Raw genomic sequence first — 19,844 nt, 5'->3', positions numbered from 1 at the left:
GCTTTTGAGAAATTAAAACGCGAATTGTCATTTGCGTGAAAACCACTTGATAAAGAATATGAGCGAGAGTATTATGTAAATCCGAAAAGATTTGCTGCTTTTATTTTTGTGGGAGGTAGCAATGATGGAGGACAAGGGAAAAGTAAGGAAGGGATTTTATATTGAGGAAGACTTACTGGAACAGATGGATGGCTTGTTAGAGCAGGCAGATGTGAAATCAAGAAATGAATTTATGAATCATGCATTGAAGTTTTATATCGGTTATCTGACATCAGAGAAAATCGAAAACTATATGCTTTCCACTATTTCCTCAGTGATGCATTTCACAGTGAAAGACAGCGAGAACCGAATGGCTCGTGCGATGTATAGGCTGGCTGTGGAAATATCCAAATTGTCTCATGTGATTGCATATAGTCATGGAGTGAATGAAGAGGAACTAAAGAAGCTACAGGTAAAGTGTATGGATGAAGTGAAAAGAATTAATGGTGCTGTAAGGTTTGAGGATGCATATGAATGCATATGAATATCAGAATTAATATAGTTAAAATAGATAAGATGGTTTATAATATCTATAGAGGTGACATTATGCAGATTATAGATCAAATGATTGCAGAAATTGTTAATTTGTTTATAGATTTTCTTTCGAAGTATTGGTTGTTAGGTGGAGGTATTATTCTTGGGTTCTTTTTTAGATGTGATTTATATAAGACTAAAATAGTAATTCCGGAATTACGAAGAAGAAAAGTGCTGACAACTATTGTTTATGTAATGGGGTTAACTATAATGTGGAGTTTATTATATTCGAATCAACAAGATAGCAACATTGGTATTTCTACATTAATATTAACTTTAGTTTATTTATTTGTGGTTGTTGCAGAAAAATGTGATGATGGAACAACAGAAAGTCTATTATTAATTGTAAATGGAACAATGATTACTACATTATCTTTTCAACCTTTCCCTTATAATATTGGATTTGCGTTATTAACAATATTAGTAGCTTGGATTGCATATAAGTGCTGGTTTTCGTTTGAACTTTTAAGTGATTTTATTGAAATAGTTATTATTTCTGTAGAGTCAATAATTGCATCATTGATTATGTTTTGGTGTAAGTGGGATGGAATCTTACATACAATTATATTTGTTGTTTTCTGTGAGACATTTCTTTTTATGATTAATTGTTATTTGAAATTATTTGTGAAGAAGATTTGTAATGAAGATACAGATTTTTATTGGTATGATATTTGTTGATAACAAGATTAATGGTTAATATAAAGGGATGGGAAAAAAATATGAGTAGATTTACAGAAGATGAAGTTAAAACAATAATAACAAATGTCATGACATTACTTAATGAAGATGTCTTTGGTACTATGAAACAAGGGGCAATGCCATTAAGCCAGTTGTTCGAAGTTTTGTTCGATAGCTCAGTTGTTGTCAAATATCCGATATTTTAAACTCGAAAAGCCAAAAACAGGTATGCCAAAAAGACAGATGCCGTCCATCTGCCCAAAAGAAGGATATTCAGTTGCAGAACTTACCGATATCCAAAATGAATTGCGCTGATTCCACGGAGAGGCCGTTGAAACTGCCGGAATCTGTCTTTCACTGCGTGGACATATTTCATCATCAGCCGGATAATATCGATGTGCCTGCCGGAATCCCTGCGCATGAAGAACTTTCTGGCTGTTTTTAATGCTGAAGAAAAGTCAAGTTCATAGAGATACTTGTTGCTGCCATCCCGTTTCTTTTTCCGGTTTTCTTCTGCCGCTTCGTTTGCGATAAAAATGCCGAAATTGTACAGAATCAGGCGGGAATAGATTTCCTGTTTTAGAAATTCCGGCTGTTTTGATCTTAACAACGCGAAACTGCAGGAAATAAAGATGACTGTGGTTTTTCCTGAGAAGCTCATAAAAATGAGGGGTATTTTTACTGGGATTGATGTAGCGGTAAACATCTGACTGGCTTTTCATAATATTTGTGGCTTTATCCGTAAAAAAGCGCTTTATCGTAACATCAAATTCTTCAAGATCATCCGGAAGCTCAGATGCATAATAAGAAAGAATGCTTTTTGGGGAAGATGGTGATTTTACACGGAAAACGTAACCCAGGTTTTTGAGCTCACAGTGGAACAGGAGATCATAGGATTCGTAACCGCGGTCTGCAGTTATAATATATTTTTGCGGATCATCGGGTGTGAAATGATCCAGCATGGAGTGGAGCGCTTCACGCTCATCCGGCTGCTGTCCGGGCTGTATGACGACATCAAGGAAGGCTTTGCTGATAACATCAACAAAACCATTTAAGTGCATGTGGTTGTAACCTTTATAGTCGATAAGCCGGGGCTTATTATAGTCCTCGATAATATCAGAATTGGTAGCATAGACAATGTGGCACCCATCGCAGGCGAGAATACAATGGTCTTTGAATTTGTCCGTAGTGGATGGAAAAGAAGATGAGAATTTCGAAAAAAGGTATTCAAAAGCAGAGAGGGAAATCTGTCTGCGGCGCTGGCAGAAAGCAGACTGTGAAGGGATAAGGTCAGGGTCCAGGTCAAAGTAATCCATGATCTCATCATTCGTGCTGCCTTTCCCCATGCTTATGATCAGACGCATGGTATCATAAAAAGATAGTTTCCCAAGATGCTGGCGTGTAAAATCGTGGCCAGGATTTTTGGAAAAGAGCCAGTGATGTTCAGCCATGGATAAGATGATAGAATTCAATTTTTCTTTTACATTCGATGGATAATAGTTTATAATAAAAATGTGCTTTCTTAGTTTTATTAGGGAGAAATCAATTCCCTTTATAAAAGAGGAGATTGCACATTTTTTTATTGCTCATGTAATGGAGGTCTGGTCATTTTGTTGGATGATATTATGGATAATGAAAAGTATACAATCGCGCAAAAACTATACGAATTTTATGTGATGAATGACAAGTATCTAGCTGTTCAGATGCCGGATGGACGTTATATTCCAAAAAGAATTACGTGTACACCATTACTCATTTATGACATGCTGAATAAAGGGGCTTCTTTTGGCATGTATCAGCAACAGTATAGAAGATCATGGATCAAGTGGATATGCCTGGATTTTGATTGCAAAGAGGGTGGTCAGCTGGAAGGGTTAGTAGAAAAGTATGTTATTCCAGCTGCGAAACGATTGGAACAGCTTGGAATCCATTATTTGGCAGAGTTTTCAGGACGAAGAGGTGTGCATCTTTGGATTCACACCAAGGGAATGATTACAAAATCCCAAGGGTATAGCATGATCGAAGAATTGACAGGGGCATATCGACTGAAATTATCTGCAGATACAAAGTATGGTTTGGATATTTTCCCGGCAGTTGCTGGAGGGGGAATGAAATTAGGGAAACAGGTAAAACTTCCTTTGTCAGTGCATCGTAAAGGTGGACGCTCTTTTTTTATTCCAGATGTTATTAATGTGAAAGTAGATGATTGGATACATTTGCCTGAACAGTTGGATTTTTGGAAAATACAGGATGATATTTTGGAAACCTATATACCAAATGATTTGGAATATCTTTGGAAATGCCTGAATATATCGCCAGAGAAAGAAGAATCAGACAAGGGGCTTTTATACAAGAAAGAGTATTTGGTTGCAAACAGGATGTTTTCTTTAGAAGAGATCCGAAGTTGTTGTAAAGAAAGTTCTGTTTTATATGTTATTATGAAACGTGCAGAAGAAGGTAATTTGAAATATTTGGATCGCCTCGTATTAGTTGGATGCTTTCGCAATTTTTCTAATGGTGCATTATTGTGGGATATTTTGAAACAACAGCATAATTTTAAAGAAGATATTACACGACAATATTTAGATAAATTAAAGAACCGGTATTATCCGATTACAATGAGATATTTGTATGATCTGTATGGACAAAAACTGGAAGAAAATATTGATCCGCAGATTACTTTGGCAGAATACATTGCGGATAGATTAGATATTTCGATTGAAAAAATCCAGCAGAAAGAGGTTTTGTCTCAGAAAAAGGTAGAGAAGGATATAAAATATTTTCAAATGATACAAAAAAAAGAACTTCAATATATGAAATATGATGATGAGGTTTTATCGGTAGATGATTATCTGGAATTATCTGGATTGTGTCAATTTGATTTGTTGAGTATTAAAAGACAATTTGAAGCGGTTATAGAAGGGAATATTACGGAGCACGATTTACCTGTCAAATATACTATGTATGAGAGAATGGAGGAAGGGAAGAATGAACCGCGAATACTGGTATCTTTATGTCCGTATGATCGAGTACTTACGACAGCATTAATCTATGAACTTATTGAAAACATGGGACAGAGATTTCATTCGTATAGCTATAACCTGAATTATTTTTATGATGCAGGTTCTGTTTTTATGCCTTGGTACGACTCCTGGAAAAGGTTCCAACAAGACGTTGAAAATTATTTGTTCTTAGATTTTTTTAGTGAAAATGGAATTATTAAGCTGGATCTGACAAAGTTTTACGACTCAATTTATATTCATGCGTTGTTTCGGCAGATACAGGAACAGGGAAATCAAACAGAAAATGAAGAAAAGAAAAAACGAATAGATGCAATATTACGTTATCTTGGGAATTACACAGAAAAGTTAATGTTACAGATGAAAGGAAATATTCGAGGTGTGCCACAGGGACCGGCATATGCCAGAGTGTTTGCAGAACTTTTTTTGACGGCGGTGTTGGATTCGTTTTGCAGAAAATATCATTATACTACGGAAACGTGTAGAATCATGCGATATGTGGATGATATGTTCATTGTTTATCGTGGGATAGACGGAAATCAATTATTAAATCGATTTTCAGAATATATTTTTGCCAGAGGATTGGAAATAAATAGGAGTAAGACCTTAATCTATGAATGCATTGGTGATATGTCGGAGAGGGAAAAAGAAAGCCTTTTTGAGAATGGTGCTGCAAATTATGAGATGAAAAGTATTCAGGGAATGGAATTGGAGGATGAGGAATTACAACAAGAAAATATACGTCTGTTTGAGAAGTATCTTCATCGAAAAGGAAGCTGGAGTATTAAAGATGCAAATTTTATTTTGAACAGATATCTGGATCCGATATTTGTGGATGAATATTTAAACAAGTATGCGATAACGCTTGTAAAGCAGAAGGTTGGAAGAGGAAGTATTTACAAGCGGTTATACGAAGAATTGTTTAAAAGAGACGAGTGGCTTGAAAAATTTTTTGCTATGGAACTATATCGTCAGATTCCACAGAATACGGTTAATTTTAAGAATTTTATGAGTGTGTGTTATTTTAGTGTGTCTAGAATTAAAATATTGAATGCTCATATAAAAGATAACTTTGTAGAATGGCTAAATATTATCTCGGAAGGGTGTATGGAGGAGAAAGGAACCGTAGGTGCAATTATTGGACTGATGGGAGGCAAGTATGAACTCAAGCATTGGAATTGATAAACGTTACAAGGAAATGAGAGGATTGGCTTTTCATCGGGTTAGTCAGCAAGAGGTTCTTTCTTTAATCGATGAAATTAATCAAATAGAAGCGTCTTTGCGACAAAGTGAAATCGAAAAGTTATCTGAAATACTTATTATGGAATTACAGTGGTTTCATGATTGGGAAAAAGTAAAAAGGGATACAGATTTTAGCAAAAAAATTTCAGAATGTATTGAGATGATGGCGGTAACAGAATATTCTGCTAAAAATGCGTACAAAGAGTGTTTATATTTCCTTCGTGGATTGAGGGAAAAAGGCGGCGCGGAAAAGACATCTGATATTGTTCAAAGTTATTGGAAATTTCAGGATATATTGCCAACGATAAAAGGTATATTTTTGTTGGAAAATACAGATGGAACTAAAGTGTACCCGGTTTATGAATTGGTAATTGGATTGGCACAGGATTTTAAAAAGGACAATGAACATCTTGTGGAATTGGCGATTGCATTACAGCTTTTTGAAAAAATAAGCAGCTATGTAGAGATTAATGAACAAAAGGCAGTGCGTAAGGCAATTTTAGAAATTGCGCAAGAAAATGGAATTGCATTTCTGGAAAAACTTGTTAATAATGGAGAAATTATCTCTTGTCCGCAAGATTATCGATATAATGGGACACTGGTAGTGCAGTGTGAGCGGGATATTATTATCAGAAATATTCATAGAGAGTATTTTGAAGGTCTGGTTGCGGAGGAAGATATTTTATCTGAGGAGCGATTAGCTTGGTATATCGTTGTAAAGCTTGCACCTGATGAAGAAACAATAACGTTGGAAGAAGTGTTTTTGAAGGGAACACAAAATGAAAAGCTCACATTACTCAAATTAATGGAAGAAGAGGCTTCCTATAATTTATTTTCTGCTCCTTATATTGTCAGAAACAGTAAGGATCATAGAGTGCTTAGATTACTTAATCCGGCAGCTTCGCATGATAAGGCAATCGTATGTAATAACACAAAGGAAGAAAATGAAAAGGATGGTTTCCTTAAAATGTTACGTATGGGAATACAAAACCTTAGAGGCTGTTGGCTGTTTAAAGATGACTGCGATGTATTGACAGTTGATTTCTATGCAGCTTTTTATTTAGAAGTAGTAAAGAATCAATGGAAGTTTTGCGTGGATTTGGACAACCATAAAAATCAATTTTATCAGGAATGCCTGATGGACCGCTATTTGACAGAGACCCTTCAGGAGGCTTCTATGGAAGACGCAGGAATGGTTGTGGAGAAGTTATATGCTTTTATAAATCAGTATTTCAATTTTGAGCAGGTTGATGAGCATACGCTAATGAACGGGGATTTATTGGCTTTTCCGTGGATTGGTACAGTGGCAGAACAGATAGGAAAGTTTTATTCTGAGAAACATATAAGATTGCAGCTTTGGGGAGAAAGTGCAACTCAGTGGAAATATACAAAAGCAATCTTTCAATCGAAATCTAAAAAGTGGGAAGTCGATGGACGTCAGGTTCGCAAGTCAGATTTCCTGGATCTGGATTTACAGAAGATAACCGAGCACGGAGGAAACGTTCCACAGAGAGATATTGATGTTTTTGTAAATTCAGAAGATCAATCAATTGTTTATTATGAAGATTTACGGAAAAGCAAAGGCAAGGTTAGATTCTTAGAGGAGCTAGTCGATGAGCAGGTTATGCGATATGATGAGCGTCAACGATATTTTGGGAAAAATATGAAGAGAATGCTTCGGATTTTGGTGGCTAATAGGCTTAAAAAGGAAGTATTTGATTGCTTTCAATGTAGAGATGAAACAAAGGAAATGGTTTGCTTATACAAACTTTGTTGGCATTTTCAGGTTTTTGGAATTACGGAAGAGGTAATAGATTCTTTCTGGAAACTAATGTTAGAGGAACATTATTTAGGAATGGTAGAAGATACAGATGCAATTAATACATATTTTGAAAAAATGCAGCAGCTTGCAGTAGAGGCGGGAACTCTTGTGATTGCAAAAGAAAGTAGTGGTAATGATTCTACATTGCAATATTTGTTTGAGGAATATAAACATAATGAGAATAGTGGTCGATGTGTTCTAAGCCTGGCTTTTGATTCAGGTAAAGTGAATAAGGAACTGAAAAAAGCCGGAAATCAAATTTTGTGGCGAGGCAGTCCATTAAAAAAAATTGTTTTCATGGTCGATAATGTGATGCATGGTTCTAGCTTGGAAAGTTTGTTAAAGTACCATATCAGGGGAATGAATAATGATCGAAGAGACTATTTGAATCTTGAAATTCCTGTGAGTCAAATGTTGCAGGAATTTCCGGATTTAGAGATAGAAGTTCATGTTATGTTTGGATTTAAGGATTGTGTTGAAAAAATTCAGCAAGCGTATTCGGTAAACATCGTGATTCATAATGAGATTTCTTCTGATTTTTGTTCGGATAAAACCACCAATGATTTAGTGGAAAAATTATATGGCGAAAGTAAACCAGAAGGGATTTGTTGTGTGTTTCGTTATAACAATCAACCTTTTAAGATGGTATTTCCAGATTATGTTTGTGAGTGTAATAAGAGGACAGGATTGTTTTATCGACACAATGAGGAAAAGTAATCTTGCCTTTTATATGCTATAGTAGACAAATTGATATAATTGACAAAGAAGGCTGAAATTGATACATTGATTATGGACATTCGGGAGTGTATTAGCAAATGTGAACCTTTAGTTGGTTTTCGCAGTCTCAACAATACTGTAGATTATTGGGGAAGTTTACCTCGGAAAGTAGGCGATAGTGATGGCAATGAAAAAATTACCTCTTGGTATAGAAAATTTTGAAGAAATCAGGACAGAAGATTTCTATTACATTGACAAATCCATGCTTATTGCAGATCTGCTTAACGGATGGGGAAAAGTCAATCTGTTCACACGTCCACGCAGATTTGGAAAAACCCTGAATATGAGTATGTTAAAGTCCTTTTTTGAGATTGGAACTAATCCGCAGCTTTTTGATGGACTTGCCATTTCAAAAGAGACGAAGCTTTGTGAAGCGTATATGGGGAAGTTCCCAGTTTTGTTTATAAGCCTAAAGGGAGTAGAGGGACTGACATATCAAGATGCAGAGCGCGGTTTAGCTAATATTATTATTAAAGAAGCCAAGCGATTTCGTTTTTTGAAGGATAGTACCATTTTATCGGAAGACGAGAAGGAAGATTGCAAAGACCTGATTAATGGTAGCTTTGAAAAGTATGGTTTGCAACAGGCTTTGCTTACATTAACCAATCTTCTATGCAGCTATTATGGAAGGAAGGTCATCCTTTTAATCGATGAATATGACGTTCCACTGGACAAAGCCTTTCAGAATGGATACTACAGGGAGATGCTGGATTTGGTTCGCTCAATGTTTCATGCAGCACTGAAAACCAATGACAGTCTTTATTTCGCTGTGATGACCGGATGCCTTCGTGTGTCAAAGGAGAGCATTTTCACAGGCTTAAACAATTTGAAGGTGCATTCCATATCCGATGAACAGTTCGATGAATACTTTGGATTTACCCATGGAGAAGTAGAGACACTTCTAAAAGAATATGGGATTGAATCACATCAGGCAGAGTTTAAAGAATGGTACGATGGATATCGTTTTGGTGAGCAGGATGTATACTGCCCTTGGGATGTACTCAACTATGCTTACGACCTGATAAATTCTACGAAAGCACAGCCAAAAGCATATTGGCTTAATACCAGTGGCAACGACAAAATTCGCAGACTGATTGAAAAATCGAACACTGTGGCAGCGCAGATGGAAATTGAGAACCTCATTGACGGTCAGACGATTCACAAGGAGATTAACGATCAACTCACACATGCAGAAATTGATCAGGACATTCAAAATTTGTGGAGTCTGCTTTATATGACGGGGTATCTCACAATGGTAGGTATTCCGAATGGAAATTGCTATGAATTGACAATTCCCAATAAAGAAGTGCGTCAGATATTTATACAGCAGGTCATGAAATGGTTTCATGAAAACCTCTCATTGGATGCAGCTTTGACTGAGCTTTATACGGCTTTTGAAGCAGGAGATGCCGCGAAAATTGAGCAGATTTTAAACCAGAAGCTGCTTGATGCGATAAGTTATCACGATGATCATGAATCCTTCTATCACGGGTTCTTAATGGCATTATTGTCTTCCTGTGAGACATGGTATGCTACCTCAAACCTAGAATCTGGAAAAGGGAGAAGCGATATTCTGGTGGAGCGAAAAGACCGAAAGTCAGGCTTTATTGTGGAGGTAAAACACACGGCAGATGAGAGAAAGCTGGACGAAAAGTCAGAGGAAGCTGTGCAGCAGATTATTGACAAAAAGTATGTAGCACCATTGAAACGTTATAAAGTCCAGAACATCTGGCTGTATGGAATTGCATTCTGTGACAAGGAGTGCCGTGTCCTTGCCAAACGCTGTGAATAATATCAAGACATGACAAATAGCTGACAAAATCCCGCACGGTGGTTTGTTTTCCTGGAACCTGCGCCATTATAATGAAAAACACTATAGATTATTTGACAAAATGCGAATTGTCAATTTGATGAAATAGTATTGTGCCGGAAAATGAGAAGGCGTATGATAAAAATATAAGACATGTTTAAAGCGGAGGAAAAGATAAGGAGGCAATTGATGAAAACAATCAAAAAAACAATTCTAAGTTTTACACTTGTATTTTTTATGATGATTTTGCCAGTCGGTGACAGTGCCGGCATGGTAACGGCACAGGCACAGACAATGGTCTATGTGACGCCAACCGGCAGTAAATACCATACCCACAAATGCGGGCGGGGAAATTTTTATCAGACGACACTTTCCAATGCATTGGCACGCGGTCTGACACCGTGCAAGAAGTGTTTTGGCTCATCGGGCGGATATTCGCAGACGCGGAAATCTTCCACGACAACCACGAAGAAGACAACGAAGAAAAAGAACACCAGACCGAAGATAAGTCCGCTGTCGATCAGCAGTACAAAGATTGTGCTTGTAAAAGGACAGAGCAGGAAACTTACGGTAAAGGGTGGTGCAGGAATCGTTTCCTGGGGCAGCAGTAATACAGCGGTGGCTGGTGTCTCCGCCGGAAAAGTGGTTGCAAAAGGAAAAGGCAAGGCAACCATTACGGTAAAGAAGGGAACGCAGAAGAAATCCTGTCAGGTGACAGTAGAAACGCCGGAACTGAATAAGACAGCAGTGGAGATGGACGTGGAAGATACGGTTTCTCTGGATCTGAAGGGATGCAGTCATGACGTGGAATGGACATCTTCTGATGACGATATATGCGAGGTAGAGGATGGCATACTGATACCGTATAGCAGCGGTACGGTTACAGTCAAAGCAAAAGTACATGGTATGGTGTGGAAATGCAAGGTTGTTATCACAGACAGCACAGAGGATGACTGGAACGATGATTTGGATGATGATTCGGATGATGATTCGGAAAATGCCGATGACGGATATATGGATGACGAAGTGGACGCTGCTGCATAAACCAGTTGACAGATTCCTTTCGGAAGTATAATTATAAAAAACAAAGGGCGATGTTGTTCAGACACTGCCCTTTTTTTATTCTGGGGAACTTACAGTAACAAGATATCTTGATGGACAATTACCTTCAGTTAAATATGTCGTTGTGATTCCAAAGGTATATTGGTATAATAAAGGTACTATAAGAAAGAGAATGTAAAAATGAAGAAAAGAATAATAACCTACCGCCAGAAAATAGATTCACTCTTAGCCAATGCGGACAATATCTCTCCGGAACAATGGAACGCAATTCTGCAGGAACACCTGACACAGATTGTTTTTTTCCAACATGAGAGGCTGGTACATCTGATCGTGACAGTTACATTTGCGATTCTGACAATGATTTCAATTGTGGCGGCGCTTATGATCTGCAATCCGTTGTTGTATGCGTTGACGTTATTGTTTCTGGTGTTGTTGCTTCCGTATATTATGCACTACTATACGCTGGAGAATGAGGTGCAGAAGATATAAGTAGGAGAAAATCCATGGAATATATAAGAGTGACGAAAGAAAATATTGAAAACGAGCATATCTGCTGTGCGATTTCAAGCAACAAGGATATACAGGTAATATCAAAGAAAAACTGGCTGAAAGAGCGATTTGATGATGGATTGGTATTTCTCAAGAGTATAGAGCGTGGAAAATGCTTTATCGAGTATATTCCGGCAGAAAATGCATGGAATCCAATCAATGCAGATGGCTATATGTATATTGACTGTCTGTGGGTGGCTGGTTCTTTCAAGGGCAATGGTTATTCGACTGATTTACTGAATGCCTGTATAGAAGACAGCAAAGCGAAGGGGAAAAAGGGAATCTGTATCCTGTCAGCCGCTAAGAAAAAGCCTTTTCTGGCAGACCCGAAGTTCCTGAAATATAAGGACTTTACCATCTGTGATGAAGCAGATAATGGTATTCAGCTCTGGTATCTGCCTTTTTCTTTGGATGCGGCTAAGCCTGAATTTAAGGAGTGTGCGAAGCATCCACACATTGAGCAGACAGGCTATGTATTGTACTATACCAATCAATGTCCGTTTAATGCAAAGTATGTTCCGGTGCTTCTTGAAGTTGCCAGGGAAAGAGCGGTTCCGTTTCAGGCAAACAGACTGGAAACGAAAGAAGAAGCACAGAATGCTTCGACACCGGTTACAACCTATGCATTGTTTTATAATGGAGAATATCTTACGAATGAGCAGATGAATGATAAAAGATTTATAAAGCTTCTGGATGGGATGGAAAAATAAATGAGCAAATTCGAACTCTACTCTCCGTAGGTTGAGGATATTCATACGCTGAAATAGAATGGTGTGGCAAAAATACTATTTGGGTAGTACGAGGGGATTGGAATGGACAATATAACAGCAAAGGTAAGCTGTTTTGCAAGGGCTTATCATTATAATAATAACAGCATTCGCATTTTTACAGATGATATTGCGGAAAAACTGCTTGGAGAGGATTACAATCAGATAGCAAAGAGTATGTCTGATGGGATAGACTTTTTCTGCCCTGGATTTGAAGGGACGAGGGAGGAAGGATTAAGGCTCATTCTGGACAGACAATTATCACCATCTGTTTTAGGAAGAAGTGTATTTTGTGAGAGCAAATTAGCATATGCAATAGCGAATGGTTGTAAACAGTATGGACAACAGGTAGACTATATGTATGGAGAAGCACTTTATAAGCCTGAAATGAAAGGAGAATACCATATACTTATCTGCAAGATGCGTTTGGGGAAGCCGGTGCAGGCGAATGGGTGTCTTTCATACCGGGATCTTGGTATCTGGCAGGAACACTTGTTCTTGCGCATCATGCCGAAATTTGTTATACTGTCATCACAACATAGGGAATCAGAAACGGTAGGCGGTTTGCCCTCACGAAGGAGGGTTTTTAGCCATGATTACATATTCAGAATTGTCTCAATTTTGTTTATTGCTCGTCGCTGTCATCAGTCTGGTAATTCAGATTGGACATAAAAAATAACCGCCCCTCGCCAAAGATGCGGTTATTTATGTAACTGTTCATAGGCAAACCGTCTACGGCTTCCCTTGTTGTCTTTACTATAGAAAAAGAAGGCGAAAAAGTCAAGGAGCAGTTAGGATGCGTTTCCCTAGCTTAAAAGCCGTAGACATTAAGTGATAAACATGATACATTTATGGAGAAGAGAGACATATAATCTTTTCCATATTTTTTTGGAGAAAATTATATGGGTAAAATAAATATGCAGGATTTCGCAAGATTCCAATGATTAAGAAAGTGCATGATGTGCTTATATATCAGAGAACATACCATAAAGACATTGCTACTCGGTTTTCTCCGAGAGAAGGATTTGAGGATCTGGTATTTACTTCTAAGACGAACAATCCTATCAATGCAGCTAACATCAAAGATTCTATCAATTATATTGTAGATCGGATTAACAGAGAAAATCCAGAGCAGCTTGATCAGAATGCCACTGCGCCCATAGCTAGGTAGCCCAGATAATAAAAATAGTTTCGCAAACGCCTAATAACAGCATCAGTAAAAGGAGGAATCGACGAATGAGACAACGAAAAATGAAACAACGGAAATCAAAACAAAGCAAATCATTAGCAAAAATCCTGACCTTGGGGATTGCCGCAGCTACGGTCGTGTCATCCATGAGTGTACCTGGTGGATTGCTCGCACCGGAAACGGTATACGCGGACGACAACACCGGGGCGGCAGAGTCCGGAGATCAGGGCACAGAGCCACAGGAGAAACCACTTTCGTTTGATGTGGTCATAGGACCAAACGATAGCGCTACCGTATATGTTATGCAGGTGACAAATCTAGTAAATACTGATACGATGAGCTATCAGTATAGTATCAATGGCACAGATTATTACCCATTGCAGGAGCTTCAGACGAAAGAGAAGTTTGGTGCGCGTCAGATGGTTGATCTTCACGTCAAAGCGGTTGGATCAGATAATAATATTTTGTCAGCTGGCAATTGTAAGATTGAAACTCCGAGAGACAGCGACGTTCCGACGATCTCCGGTACTGACAAGTTTTCGGACCGCACGGAGGTGACGATCACAACGACCCCCGGTGCAATCGTTTATTACACAACAGATGATACAGTGCCAACAAAGGGATCACAGCAGTACAAAACACCGATTACGCTGACAGAGACGACTACGATCAAGGCGATTGCGATAGAAGATGGTCATATCATGAGTGATGTGGTCGGAAGGGTATTTGCGAAAGAATCATCCGGCGGCAGCAGTTCGGATGGGGGCACTTCCGGTGGAAGCAGCTCCGGTGGAAGCAGTTCCGGCAGTAGCTCGGGCAGTGGCAGCAGTTCATCAGGCAGTTCCACCGACAGCGGATCTGAAACTGCTCCGCCACAGGAGGATAACAAGGACAAGACTACGACTAAGACTAAGACCGAAACCAGAGAAGATGGTACAGTTGTGACCACGACTGAAATCCGGGCAGAGGACGGTTCCATACAGATCAGGACCGAGATCAGAAATGAAAAGACAGGAATGAATATCGTGGTCAATGTATCGAAGAATGCCAAAGGGAAGATCACTTCAGCTACCGCAGAAATTCTTGATAGAGGTTTTGGCAATGTGAAGATCTCCGGGGAAGCACTTTCAGAGATCGTAAAGGCAGCAGGCACGAAGAAGGTAAAGACCACGATCAAGATGCTCACGAAAAACGACTGGGTCATCCGGGAAGTGACGGTCAATGTAAATGCGCTTCTGAAAAGAACCGTGAGACCTAAAAAAATGAAGATCATTGAGATAGATCCAGAAACGGGTGAGAAGCTTGTAGTCAGTAAAATGCCATTCAGGGTAGCGGCAGATGGAAGCGTTGAACTGGATCATAATGAGCTGGGTCACGGAACCTATGAGTTAGTGACAGCCGATGAGGAAGAAGCACTCACGAAACAAATACTGCGGTCGATCAAAGCCACGAAACAATCAGCCAGCATCCGCGAGAAGCAGGGGACGTACTTTTGGTTTAAGAAAGGGGTAAACTGGGACAATGTTGATAAAGTGACTTTTTCGGTTCTCAATCCGGATGTGGCGCGCGTTAGCTCAAATGGCAGGATCACGGGGCTGAAGCCCGGAAAGACAGTCGTCAAGGCGGTTGTCAGACTGCAAAACGGTCAGTCAAAGGTCATAAGAATGACCGTAACCGTAAATGAGAAGAAGTAACAGTTGTTGGAAATACGTTACTGGAATGAGGCACGATTAAACAGTAATGGGATGCCGGTGTCTGGCTGACAATCCCCCCTGGGGCTTGTGGTTTTTTCAGTTCTATGGTAAAGTAGGTACAGAAAAAACGAAGTCTCAGGGGGGGATTTTATGCACATGGCAGATGCGCTGGTCACTCCGGCTGTGGCAGGTACGATGTATGCTTGCCCGGCGGCAGTGCTCGTATTTATCTATGAGGCGAGACCGGAATTATTATATGGAAGTGATGTGACACAGGCAGAGGCCGGAAAGCTGTCATTTAAAAAGATATTGGTCGTGTTGGCGCTCGCAGCAGTTGTGATCGGCGGTGGATTGTCATTGATGGCATCTGAATACCCGGATGGACTGGAATGGTCGATGGAGCAGGTCGCAGGTACGGCTGAACTGGAAGCAGACGGAGATGCGTATGAGACAGCGGCAGCTGTATATCAAAAATTTTGGAGATCTGGTAAACACAGCGGCCCCTATACATGTGAAGCAGGACTCACTGGTACACAATGTGCTTGCCAAATTTGTCACCATGCCGGGTGAAAAGGAAGAGTACACAGCAAGAGGGAAAAAATTCAGACTAAATGTGGCAAGCTCAGCAGGAATGCTTCCGGCAGGACCATTTATGACGACCTATTACGCTACAAAGGCGTATGCAGCCAGCTTTACAAGAGCAGTAGAGAGGAATGTCTGACTTTACAAATAAACGATCGTTTACTATAATTAAAATGTAAACGGTCGTTTATTTTATGGAACAGGAGGTTTGTGTATGTCAAAAACTACAAAGGAAGATATATTGATTGTTGCATTACATTTATTTGCGAGAGATGGATATGAAGCAGTTTCTGTCAGTCAGATTGCGGGTGAGCTTGGCATGACAAAAGGTGCATTGTATAGGTATTATGAGAGTAAGAGAGATATTTTTGAACATATTGTAAAAAGGATGGAGCAGGGGGATGGCGAACAGGCAGAATCACATGATATGCCTGCTGATAAAAAGGAAAATGAACCTGAACAGTATGAAGAGATTTCTGCGGACAATTTCATGGAATACAGTAAATCTATGTTTTCGTATTGGACAGAAAATGATTTTGCATCGTCATTTCGAAAGATGCTTACGTTAGAGCAGTTTCGGAATGAGGAGATGCAGGCATTGTATCAGCAGTATCTTGTGTCCGGTCCGGCAGAATACGTGAAAGATATGTTCGAGAGCATTGGTGTTGTGGAGGCAGATAAAAAAGCAACCATGTTTTATTCCATCATGTTTTTCTACTATAGTCTGTATGATGGAGCAAAGGATAAAAAAAGAATAAAAGAGCAGTTTGAAAAAAGTATTAGTAACATTATATAAAGAAATGGAGAAAAGGAAAATGAAGGAAAATATTATCATTCGATTGGAAAGAGAAAATGAATACCATGAGGTAGAAAATTTGGTAAGGTAGAGTTTCTGGAATGTGTATCGCCCAGGCTGTCTGGAGCATTATGTACTCCATCAGCTTCGCAACGATCCGGCATTTGTTCCAGAATTGGATTTTGTCATGACATTAGATGGACAGCTGATTGGACAGAACATGTTTATGAAGGCTGTGATTGCAGCCGATGATGGCAGAAGTATGCGAAATGAATTTCCGATTAAAAAACTGGCACTTATATTAGTTGGAGCAGCTACGCTGCCGGAACTGTTTGATTCCATAAAATTGCAATACAAGCTTGTACTGAGTTTCTTTCATCTTGAAGATGCAGGGATGGTACTTGTGCAGGGAGCAAAGGATATTGGTGATGTAAAAAATACGGATGGACTGGATAGAGCATACGAATTAGGACTTTCTATTGGATGATTTAGAGGGGCGAATGACAATGAGTAAAAGAACAAGACAGTGTATAAGGTGAACTAATATGAGAATGGAAACGGAAAGGCTTTATTTATATCCAATTAGTAACGATGAGATGAGCTGTCTGATTGAAAAGGAAGCGGACGCAGAAATGAAGCAGGCGTATACCGAAATGTTGGAGGGTGCCTTATGGAACCTGACAACAGAATATGGTATGCAGTCTGGAACATGGAATTAAAAAATGTTCCGGGAACGATTGTCGGCGATTTCTGCTTCAAGGGTCTTGGAAAAGATGGCGTAGTGGAAATCGGATATGGATTAAGGAAAGAATTTAGACATCAGGGGTATATGGTAGAAACTGTAAAAGTAATTACGGAATGCCTCTGATTTTTCATGCGCAACCTGGTGGGACTTTTGGCGGAGTGTTACGATAAGCACTTCGCCATTTTTATTTTGATTAAGAACAGTCATCTTTTTACGTATAATCGCACAATTAGAACGAAAAAAGCCTCATGATCATGTGCGAAAATGAAAGTAAAACTTATTAGACGATATAAGGTATAAACTCATCATTTGAAAGAATATTAGCTATTTATAGCATCCGTTTTAATAAAGCTATTCGACTAGGAAACAGTTGTTATATCGGCTAAAAAGTGTGATAAATAGGTAAAAAACGATAGTGTTTTTGCCGATAGTGTGATATACTAGTCAGTAGATTAGTATGTTTTGGATTTAATTTATAATGGATGGGGGATGGCAGATGAAATACCTTTTAGTTGCTGATATAGCAAAAAAATGGAATATGTCAGAACGCAGTGTTAGAAATTACTGTGCAAAGGGGCGTGTGAACGGCGCGTTTCTTACTGGTAAGACATGGAACATTCCAGAAAACGCAGAGAAACCGGAGCGCACCAATAAGAAAAAAGAAGAACCGATTACGCTGCTAGATATTCTAAAAGAGCAGAAGACCAGTAAATATACTGGTGGGATTTATCATAAGACACAGATTGACTTGACCTATAACTCTAACCATATGGAAGGCAGCCGCTTGACACACGATCAAACCAGATATATCTTTGAAACCAATACTATTGGCGTAGAAAAAGAAGTACTGAATGTGGATGATGTGATCGAAACGGCAAATCACTTCCGTTGCATTGACATGATTATTGATCATGCAAAAGCGACTTTGACGGAGAAGTTCATCAAAGAAATTCACTTGGTTTTGAAGAATGGCACCAGTGATTCCAGAAAAGATTGGTTTGCTGTTGGCGATTATAAGAAACTTCCGAATGAAGTCGGCGGCATGGATACCGCCCTTCCGGAAGAAGTTGCCGATAAAATGAAGGCATTGTTAACGGAATACAACGCCAAAGAAGAAAAGGCCTTTGCGGATATTCTTGACTTCCATGTGAAGTTTGAGCGAATTCATCCGTTCCAGGATGGTAATGGACGCGTGGGCAGATTGATTATGTTTAAGGAGTGTCTGAAATACAATATTGTTCCGTTCATTATTGAGGATAATTTGAAGCTGTTCTATTATCGTGGATTGAAGGAATGGGACAACGAAAAAGGTTGTCTGACCGATACCTGTCTGACAGCACAAGATAAGTATAAGGCGTATTTGGATTATTTTAGGATTGAATATTAAACGAGCTAATTTCCAGACTATATAATAGGTAAAATGACTTTTGGGAAAAGGCAAACAAAGAATTAAGTTATAAATGGAGAAAGCGGATATGAATGACAAAAAAGGCGTAATATACATTCTCACAAATCCTTCTTTTTCGGATTATGTGAAAATAGGATATGCAGATGATATAGATAAACGATTGAAACAATTGAAAGATGACAAATTTTAATACCATTATCGACGATATATTTCCACTGGTAGATAAAACGGAATATATCAATGCATTGGCTTCCTATCAGCTTTTGATTATTGATGATCTTGGAGTGGAACGAAATTCAGAATATGCATTAGGAATTATTTTCAGTGTCATAGACCGCAGAATCCGTTCGGGACGACCTTTGATCATAGCGACAAATCTTCCGTTGAGTCAAATAAAAAGCGAGACCATGTTGGATAAAAGGCGTATGGCATTATTGGAGAAATTAGATCTTGCAGTAGATAAAGATGCCAGTGATATGTGCGGTAGAGTTGGACTTGGGACAAGTAATATTACAGCACATTGGGGTCTGACCCCGTTAATCATGGAAAATACGAAAACTGCTTTGTAATAAGGTGGGGCTGCTTGAGAAGTTCTCAATAATTTCTTAAGAATTAGAACGCAAACCTTAAAGATATCTTTCTTTTTCAAACACAGGGTGTTCATATTCTTTTGCTAATCTATTATCATCGTAAACAACGACAAAATGTTAAAACTTAGGAAGGGAAAGGATATGAAACAGATAAACAGAGCAGCAGCGCAGATCACGCTTCTGGCAGCAGCGATCCTGATGATCGGATACGGTGCGATGCGCGGGGAGGCAGCCACGGTACTCTCAAAGGCAATCAAATTATGTCTGGAGTGTGTTGGAATTGGATAAGAAAAAACATAAAATATCACAGTTTCTGGCGCACTTTCGGGGATGGATTCAGGCCGTGGCAACGATTCTTACCAATATCCATCTGCCGAACTTTTTTAAAGGAGAGATTTACAGAGGGGATGGAAAGACGGTCTGTGTGCCGGGACTGAATTGCTATTCCTGTCCGGCTGCATCCGGGGCGTGTCCGATCGGTGCCTTGCAGGCTGTAATCGGTTCTTCGAAGTTTAAATTTTCTTATTACATAACGGGATT

21 protein-coding genes and 2 pseudogenes are annotated in these 19,844 nt (G+C 39.1%); 22 read left to right on the top strand and 1 reads right to left on the bottom strand.

Translation table 11 applies throughout. The annotated features are described in order from the left end of the window. The first annotated feature begins 121 nt into the window (after positions 1-121). The 3 genes from DXD06_RS13310 to DXD06_RS17160 all read left to right on the top strand — a co-directional run bounded on the left by DXD06_RS13310 (position 122) and on the right by DXD06_RS17160 (position 1,457). Positions 122-523: a hypothetical protein gene (locus DXD06_RS13310; RefSeq protein ID WP_117832424.1), complete on the top strand. Its 402-nt coding sequence runs from the start codon at positions 122-124 to the stop codon at positions 521-523. Positions 524-585: 62 nt separating this feature from the next. Beyond that, the gene (locus tag DXD06_RS13305; protein WP_147343636.1) at positions 586-1,251 is read left to right on the top strand and encodes a hypothetical protein; all 666 of its coding nucleotides are present in this window, start codon (positions 586-588) and stop codon (positions 1,249-1,251) included. 41 nt (positions 1,252-1,292) lie between these two features. Further along, positions 1,293-1,457, top strand: a complete 165-nt coding sequence (locus DXD06_RS17160) for a hypothetical protein (RefSeq protein ID WP_158569544.1) — start codon at positions 1,293-1,295, stop codon at positions 1,455-1,457. A 258-nt stretch (positions 1,458-1,715) separates the two neighbouring features. On the opposite strand, the gene DXD06_RS13290 is transcribed toward DXD06_RS17160, so the two are convergent. Then, the gene (locus tag DXD06_RS13290; RefSeq protein WP_147343635.1) at positions 1,716-2,723 is read right to left on the bottom strand and encodes a transposase; all 1,008 of its coding nucleotides are present in this window, start codon (positions 2,721-2,723) and stop codon (positions 1,716-1,718) included. A 153-nt stretch (positions 2,724-2,876) separates the two neighbouring features. Between DXD06_RS13290 and DXD06_RS13285 the strand changes: the two genes are divergently transcribed. From DXD06_RS13285 to DXD06_RS13195, 19 genes and pseudogenes are all read left to right on the top strand, one after another. Beyond that, positions 2,877-5,453 (top strand): reverse transcriptase domain-containing protein, encoded by a 2,577-nt coding sequence (locus DXD06_RS13285; protein WP_147343634.1) that lies wholly within the window; start codon positions 2,877-2,879, stop codon positions 5,451-5,453. Further along, positions 5,431-8,052: a hypothetical protein gene (locus DXD06_RS17560; protein ID WP_243001087.1), complete on the top strand. Its 2,622-nt coding sequence runs from the start codon at positions 5,431-5,433 to the stop codon at positions 8,050-8,052. Before DXD06_RS13285 ends, DXD06_RS17560 begins: the two co-directional genes overlap by 23 nt. Positions 8,053-8,233: 181 nt before the next feature. Next, the gene (locus DXD06_RS13275) at positions 8,234-9,904 is read left to right on the top strand and encodes an AAA family ATPase (RefSeq protein WP_117832414.1); all 1,671 of its coding nucleotides are present in this window, start codon (positions 8,234-8,236) and stop codon (positions 9,902-9,904) included. Positions 9,905-10,111: 207 nt separating this feature from the next. Then, complete coding sequence (locus DXD06_RS13270) at positions 10,112-10,966, top strand: Ig-like domain-containing protein (protein ID WP_243001085.1); 855 nt, start codon at positions 10,112-10,114, stop codon at positions 10,964-10,966. A 198-nt stretch (positions 10,967-11,164) separates the two neighbouring features. Continuing rightward, positions 11,165-11,473, top strand: a complete 309-nt coding sequence (locus DXD06_RS13265) for a hypothetical protein (RefSeq protein ID WP_117832412.1) — start codon at positions 11,165-11,167, stop codon at positions 11,471-11,473. A 14-nt stretch (positions 11,474-11,487) separates the two neighbouring features. Further along, complete coding sequence (locus DXD06_RS13260) at positions 11,488-12,243, top strand: N-acetyltransferase (RefSeq protein ID WP_117832410.1); 756 nt, start codon at positions 11,488-11,490, stop codon at positions 12,241-12,243. Between the two features lie 102 nt (positions 12,244-12,345). Beyond that, positions 12,346-12,972, top strand: coding sequence for a class I SAM-dependent methyltransferase (locus tag DXD06_RS13255; protein WP_117832408.1), 627 nt, complete (start codon positions 12,346-12,348; stop codon positions 12,970-12,972). 268 nt (positions 12,973-13,240) lie between these two features. Then, the gene (locus DXD06_RS13250; RefSeq protein ID WP_117832406.1) at positions 13,241-13,471 is read left to right on the top strand and encodes a hypothetical protein; all 231 of its coding nucleotides are present in this window, start codon (positions 13,241-13,243) and stop codon (positions 13,469-13,471) included. A gap of 65 nt (positions 13,472-13,536) precedes the next feature. Next, on the top strand, positions 13,537-15,183 hold the full coding sequence (locus tag DXD06_RS13245) for an FN3 associated domain-containing protein (protein ID WP_117832404.1): 1,647 nt from the start codon (positions 13,537-13,539) through the stop codon (positions 15,181-15,183). A gap of 150 nt (positions 15,184-15,333) precedes the next feature. Further along, positions 15,334-15,753 carry a PDGLE domain-containing protein gene (locus DXD06_RS13240; RefSeq protein ID WP_117832402.1) on the top strand — a complete coding sequence of 140 codons (420 nt, stop codon included), beginning with the start codon at positions 15,334-15,336 and terminating at the stop codon, positions 15,751-15,753. Positions 15,754-15,979: 226 nt separating this feature from the next. Further along, positions 15,980-16,561: a TetR/AcrR family transcriptional regulator gene (locus tag DXD06_RS13230; protein WP_117832399.1), complete on the top strand. Its 582-nt coding sequence runs from the start codon at positions 15,980-15,982 to the stop codon at positions 16,559-16,561. A gap of 103 nt (positions 16,562-16,664) precedes the next feature. Beyond that, positions 16,665-17,048, top strand: coding sequence for a hypothetical protein (locus tag DXD06_RS17550; protein WP_330418210.1), 384 nt, complete (start codon positions 16,665-16,667; stop codon positions 17,046-17,048). Between the two features lie 58 nt (positions 17,049-17,106). Next, positions 17,107-17,280, top strand: a complete 174-nt coding sequence (locus tag DXD06_RS17155; RefSeq protein WP_158569543.1) for a hypothetical protein — start codon at positions 17,107-17,109, stop codon at positions 17,278-17,280. After that, a complete protein-coding gene (locus DXD06_RS17150; protein WP_158569542.1) occupies positions 17,232-17,429 on the top strand; it encodes a GNAT family N-acetyltransferase in 198 nt (65 codons plus the stop codon). Before DXD06_RS17155 ends, DXD06_RS17150 begins: the two co-directional genes overlap by 49 nt. Before the next feature lie 373 nt (positions 17,430-17,802). Further along, on the top strand, positions 17,803-18,693 hold the full coding sequence (locus DXD06_RS13215; protein WP_117832397.1) for a Fic family protein: 891 nt from the start codon (positions 17,803-17,805) through the stop codon (positions 18,691-18,693). Positions 18,694-18,766: 73 nt separating this feature from the next. After that, positions 18,767-18,904: a GIY-YIG nuclease family protein gene (locus DXD06_RS13210; protein ID WP_334294444.1), complete on the top strand. Its 138-nt coding sequence runs from the start codon at positions 18,767-18,769 to the stop codon at positions 18,902-18,904. Further along, positions 18,888-19,142 (top strand): annotated as a pseudogene (locus DXD06_RS18020) (ATP-binding protein); the annotation flags it as partial. The gene DXD06_RS13210 and the pseudogene DXD06_RS18020, both read left to right, overlap by 17 nt. Positions 19,143-19,445: 303 nt before the next feature. Next, positions 19,446-19,592 (top strand): CD1871A family CXXC motif-containing protein, encoded by a 147-nt coding sequence (locus DXD06_RS13200; protein WP_117832395.1) that lies wholly within the window; start codon positions 19,446-19,448, stop codon positions 19,590-19,592. Next, positions 19,585-19,844: pseudogene (locus tag DXD06_RS13195) on the top strand (4Fe-4S binding protein); the annotation flags it as partial. The gene DXD06_RS13200 and the pseudogene DXD06_RS13195, both read left to right, overlap by 8 nt.

Source organism: Roseburia sp. TF10-5, from assembly GCF_003462365.1.
Lineage (GTDB): Bacteria > Bacillota > Clostridia > Lachnospirales > Lachnospiraceae > Roseburia > Roseburia faecis.
The sequence above is the reverse complement of the archived record's forward strand: the minus strand, read 5'-3'. Positions and strand labels throughout refer to the sequence as shown.

Excerpts from the sequence above, each read along its gene's own strand:
- DXD06_RS13230 (WP_117832399.1), top strand. The coding sequence starts at position 15,980 with ATGTCAAAAACTACAAAGGAAGATATATTGATTGTTGCATTACATTTA.
- DXD06_RS13250 (WP_117832406.1), top strand. The coding sequence starts at position 13,241 with ATGATTAAGAAAGTGCATGATGTGCTTATATATCAGAGAACATACCAT.
- DXD06_RS13240 (WP_117832402.1), top strand. The coding sequence starts at position 15,334 with ATGCACATGGCAGATGCGCTGGTCACTCCGGCTGTGGCAGGTACGATG.
- DXD06_RS13255 (WP_117832408.1), top strand. The coding sequence starts at position 12,346 with ATGGACAATATAACAGCAAAGGTAAGCTGTTTTGCAAGGGCTTATCAT.
- DXD06_RS13310 (WP_117832424.1), top strand. The coding sequence starts at position 122 with ATGATGGAGGACAAGGGAAAAGTAAGGAAGGGATTTTATATTGAGGAA.
- DXD06_RS13305 (WP_147343636.1), top strand. The coding sequence starts at position 586 with ATGCAGATTATAGATCAAATGATTGCAGAAATTGTTAATTTGTTTATA.
- DXD06_RS17560 (WP_243001087.1), top strand. The coding sequence starts at position 5,431 with ATGAACTCAAGCATTGGAATTGATAAACGTTACAAGGAAATGAGAGGA.
- DXD06_RS17150 (WP_158569542.1), top strand. The coding sequence starts at position 17,232 with ATGGAACCTGACAACAGAATATGGTATGCAGTCTGGAACATGGAATTA.
- DXD06_RS13265 (WP_117832412.1), top strand. The coding sequence starts at position 11,165 with ATGAAGAAAAGAATAATAACCTACCGCCAGAAAATAGATTCACTCTTA.
- DXD06_RS17155 (WP_158569543.1), top strand. The coding sequence starts at position 17,107 with ATGAGAATGGAAACGGAAAGGCTTTATTTATATCCAATTAGTAACGAT.
- DXD06_RS13285 (WP_147343634.1), top strand. The coding sequence starts at position 2,877 with ATGGATAATGAAAAGTATACAATCGCGCAAAAACTATACGAATTTTAT.
- DXD06_RS17160 (WP_158569544.1), top strand. The coding sequence starts at position 1,293 with ATGAGTAGATTTACAGAAGATGAAGTTAAAACAATAATAACAAATGTC.
- DXD06_RS13245 (WP_117832404.1), top strand. The coding sequence starts at position 13,537 with ATGAGACAACGAAAAATGAAACAACGGAAATCAAAACAAAGCAAATCA.
- DXD06_RS13275 (WP_117832414.1), top strand. The coding sequence starts at position 8,234 with ATGGCAATGAAAAAATTACCTCTTGGTATAGAAAATTTTGAAGAAATC.
- DXD06_RS13215 (WP_117832397.1), top strand. The coding sequence starts at position 17,803 with ATGAAATACCTTTTAGTTGCTGATATAGCAAAAAAATGGAATATGTCA.
- DXD06_RS13210 (WP_334294444.1), top strand. The coding sequence starts at position 18,767 with ATGGAGAAAGCGGATATGAATGACAAAAAAGGCGTAATATACATTCTC.
- DXD06_RS13200 (WP_117832395.1), top strand. The coding sequence starts at position 19,446 with ATGAAACAGATAAACAGAGCAGCAGCGCAGATCACGCTTCTGGCAGCA.
- DXD06_RS13270 (WP_243001085.1), top strand. The coding sequence starts at position 10,112 with ATGAAAACAATCAAAAAAACAATTCTAAGTTTTACACTTGTATTTTTT.
- DXD06_RS13260 (WP_117832410.1), top strand. The coding sequence starts at position 11,488 with ATGGAATATATAAGAGTGACGAAAGAAAATATTGAAAACGAGCATATC.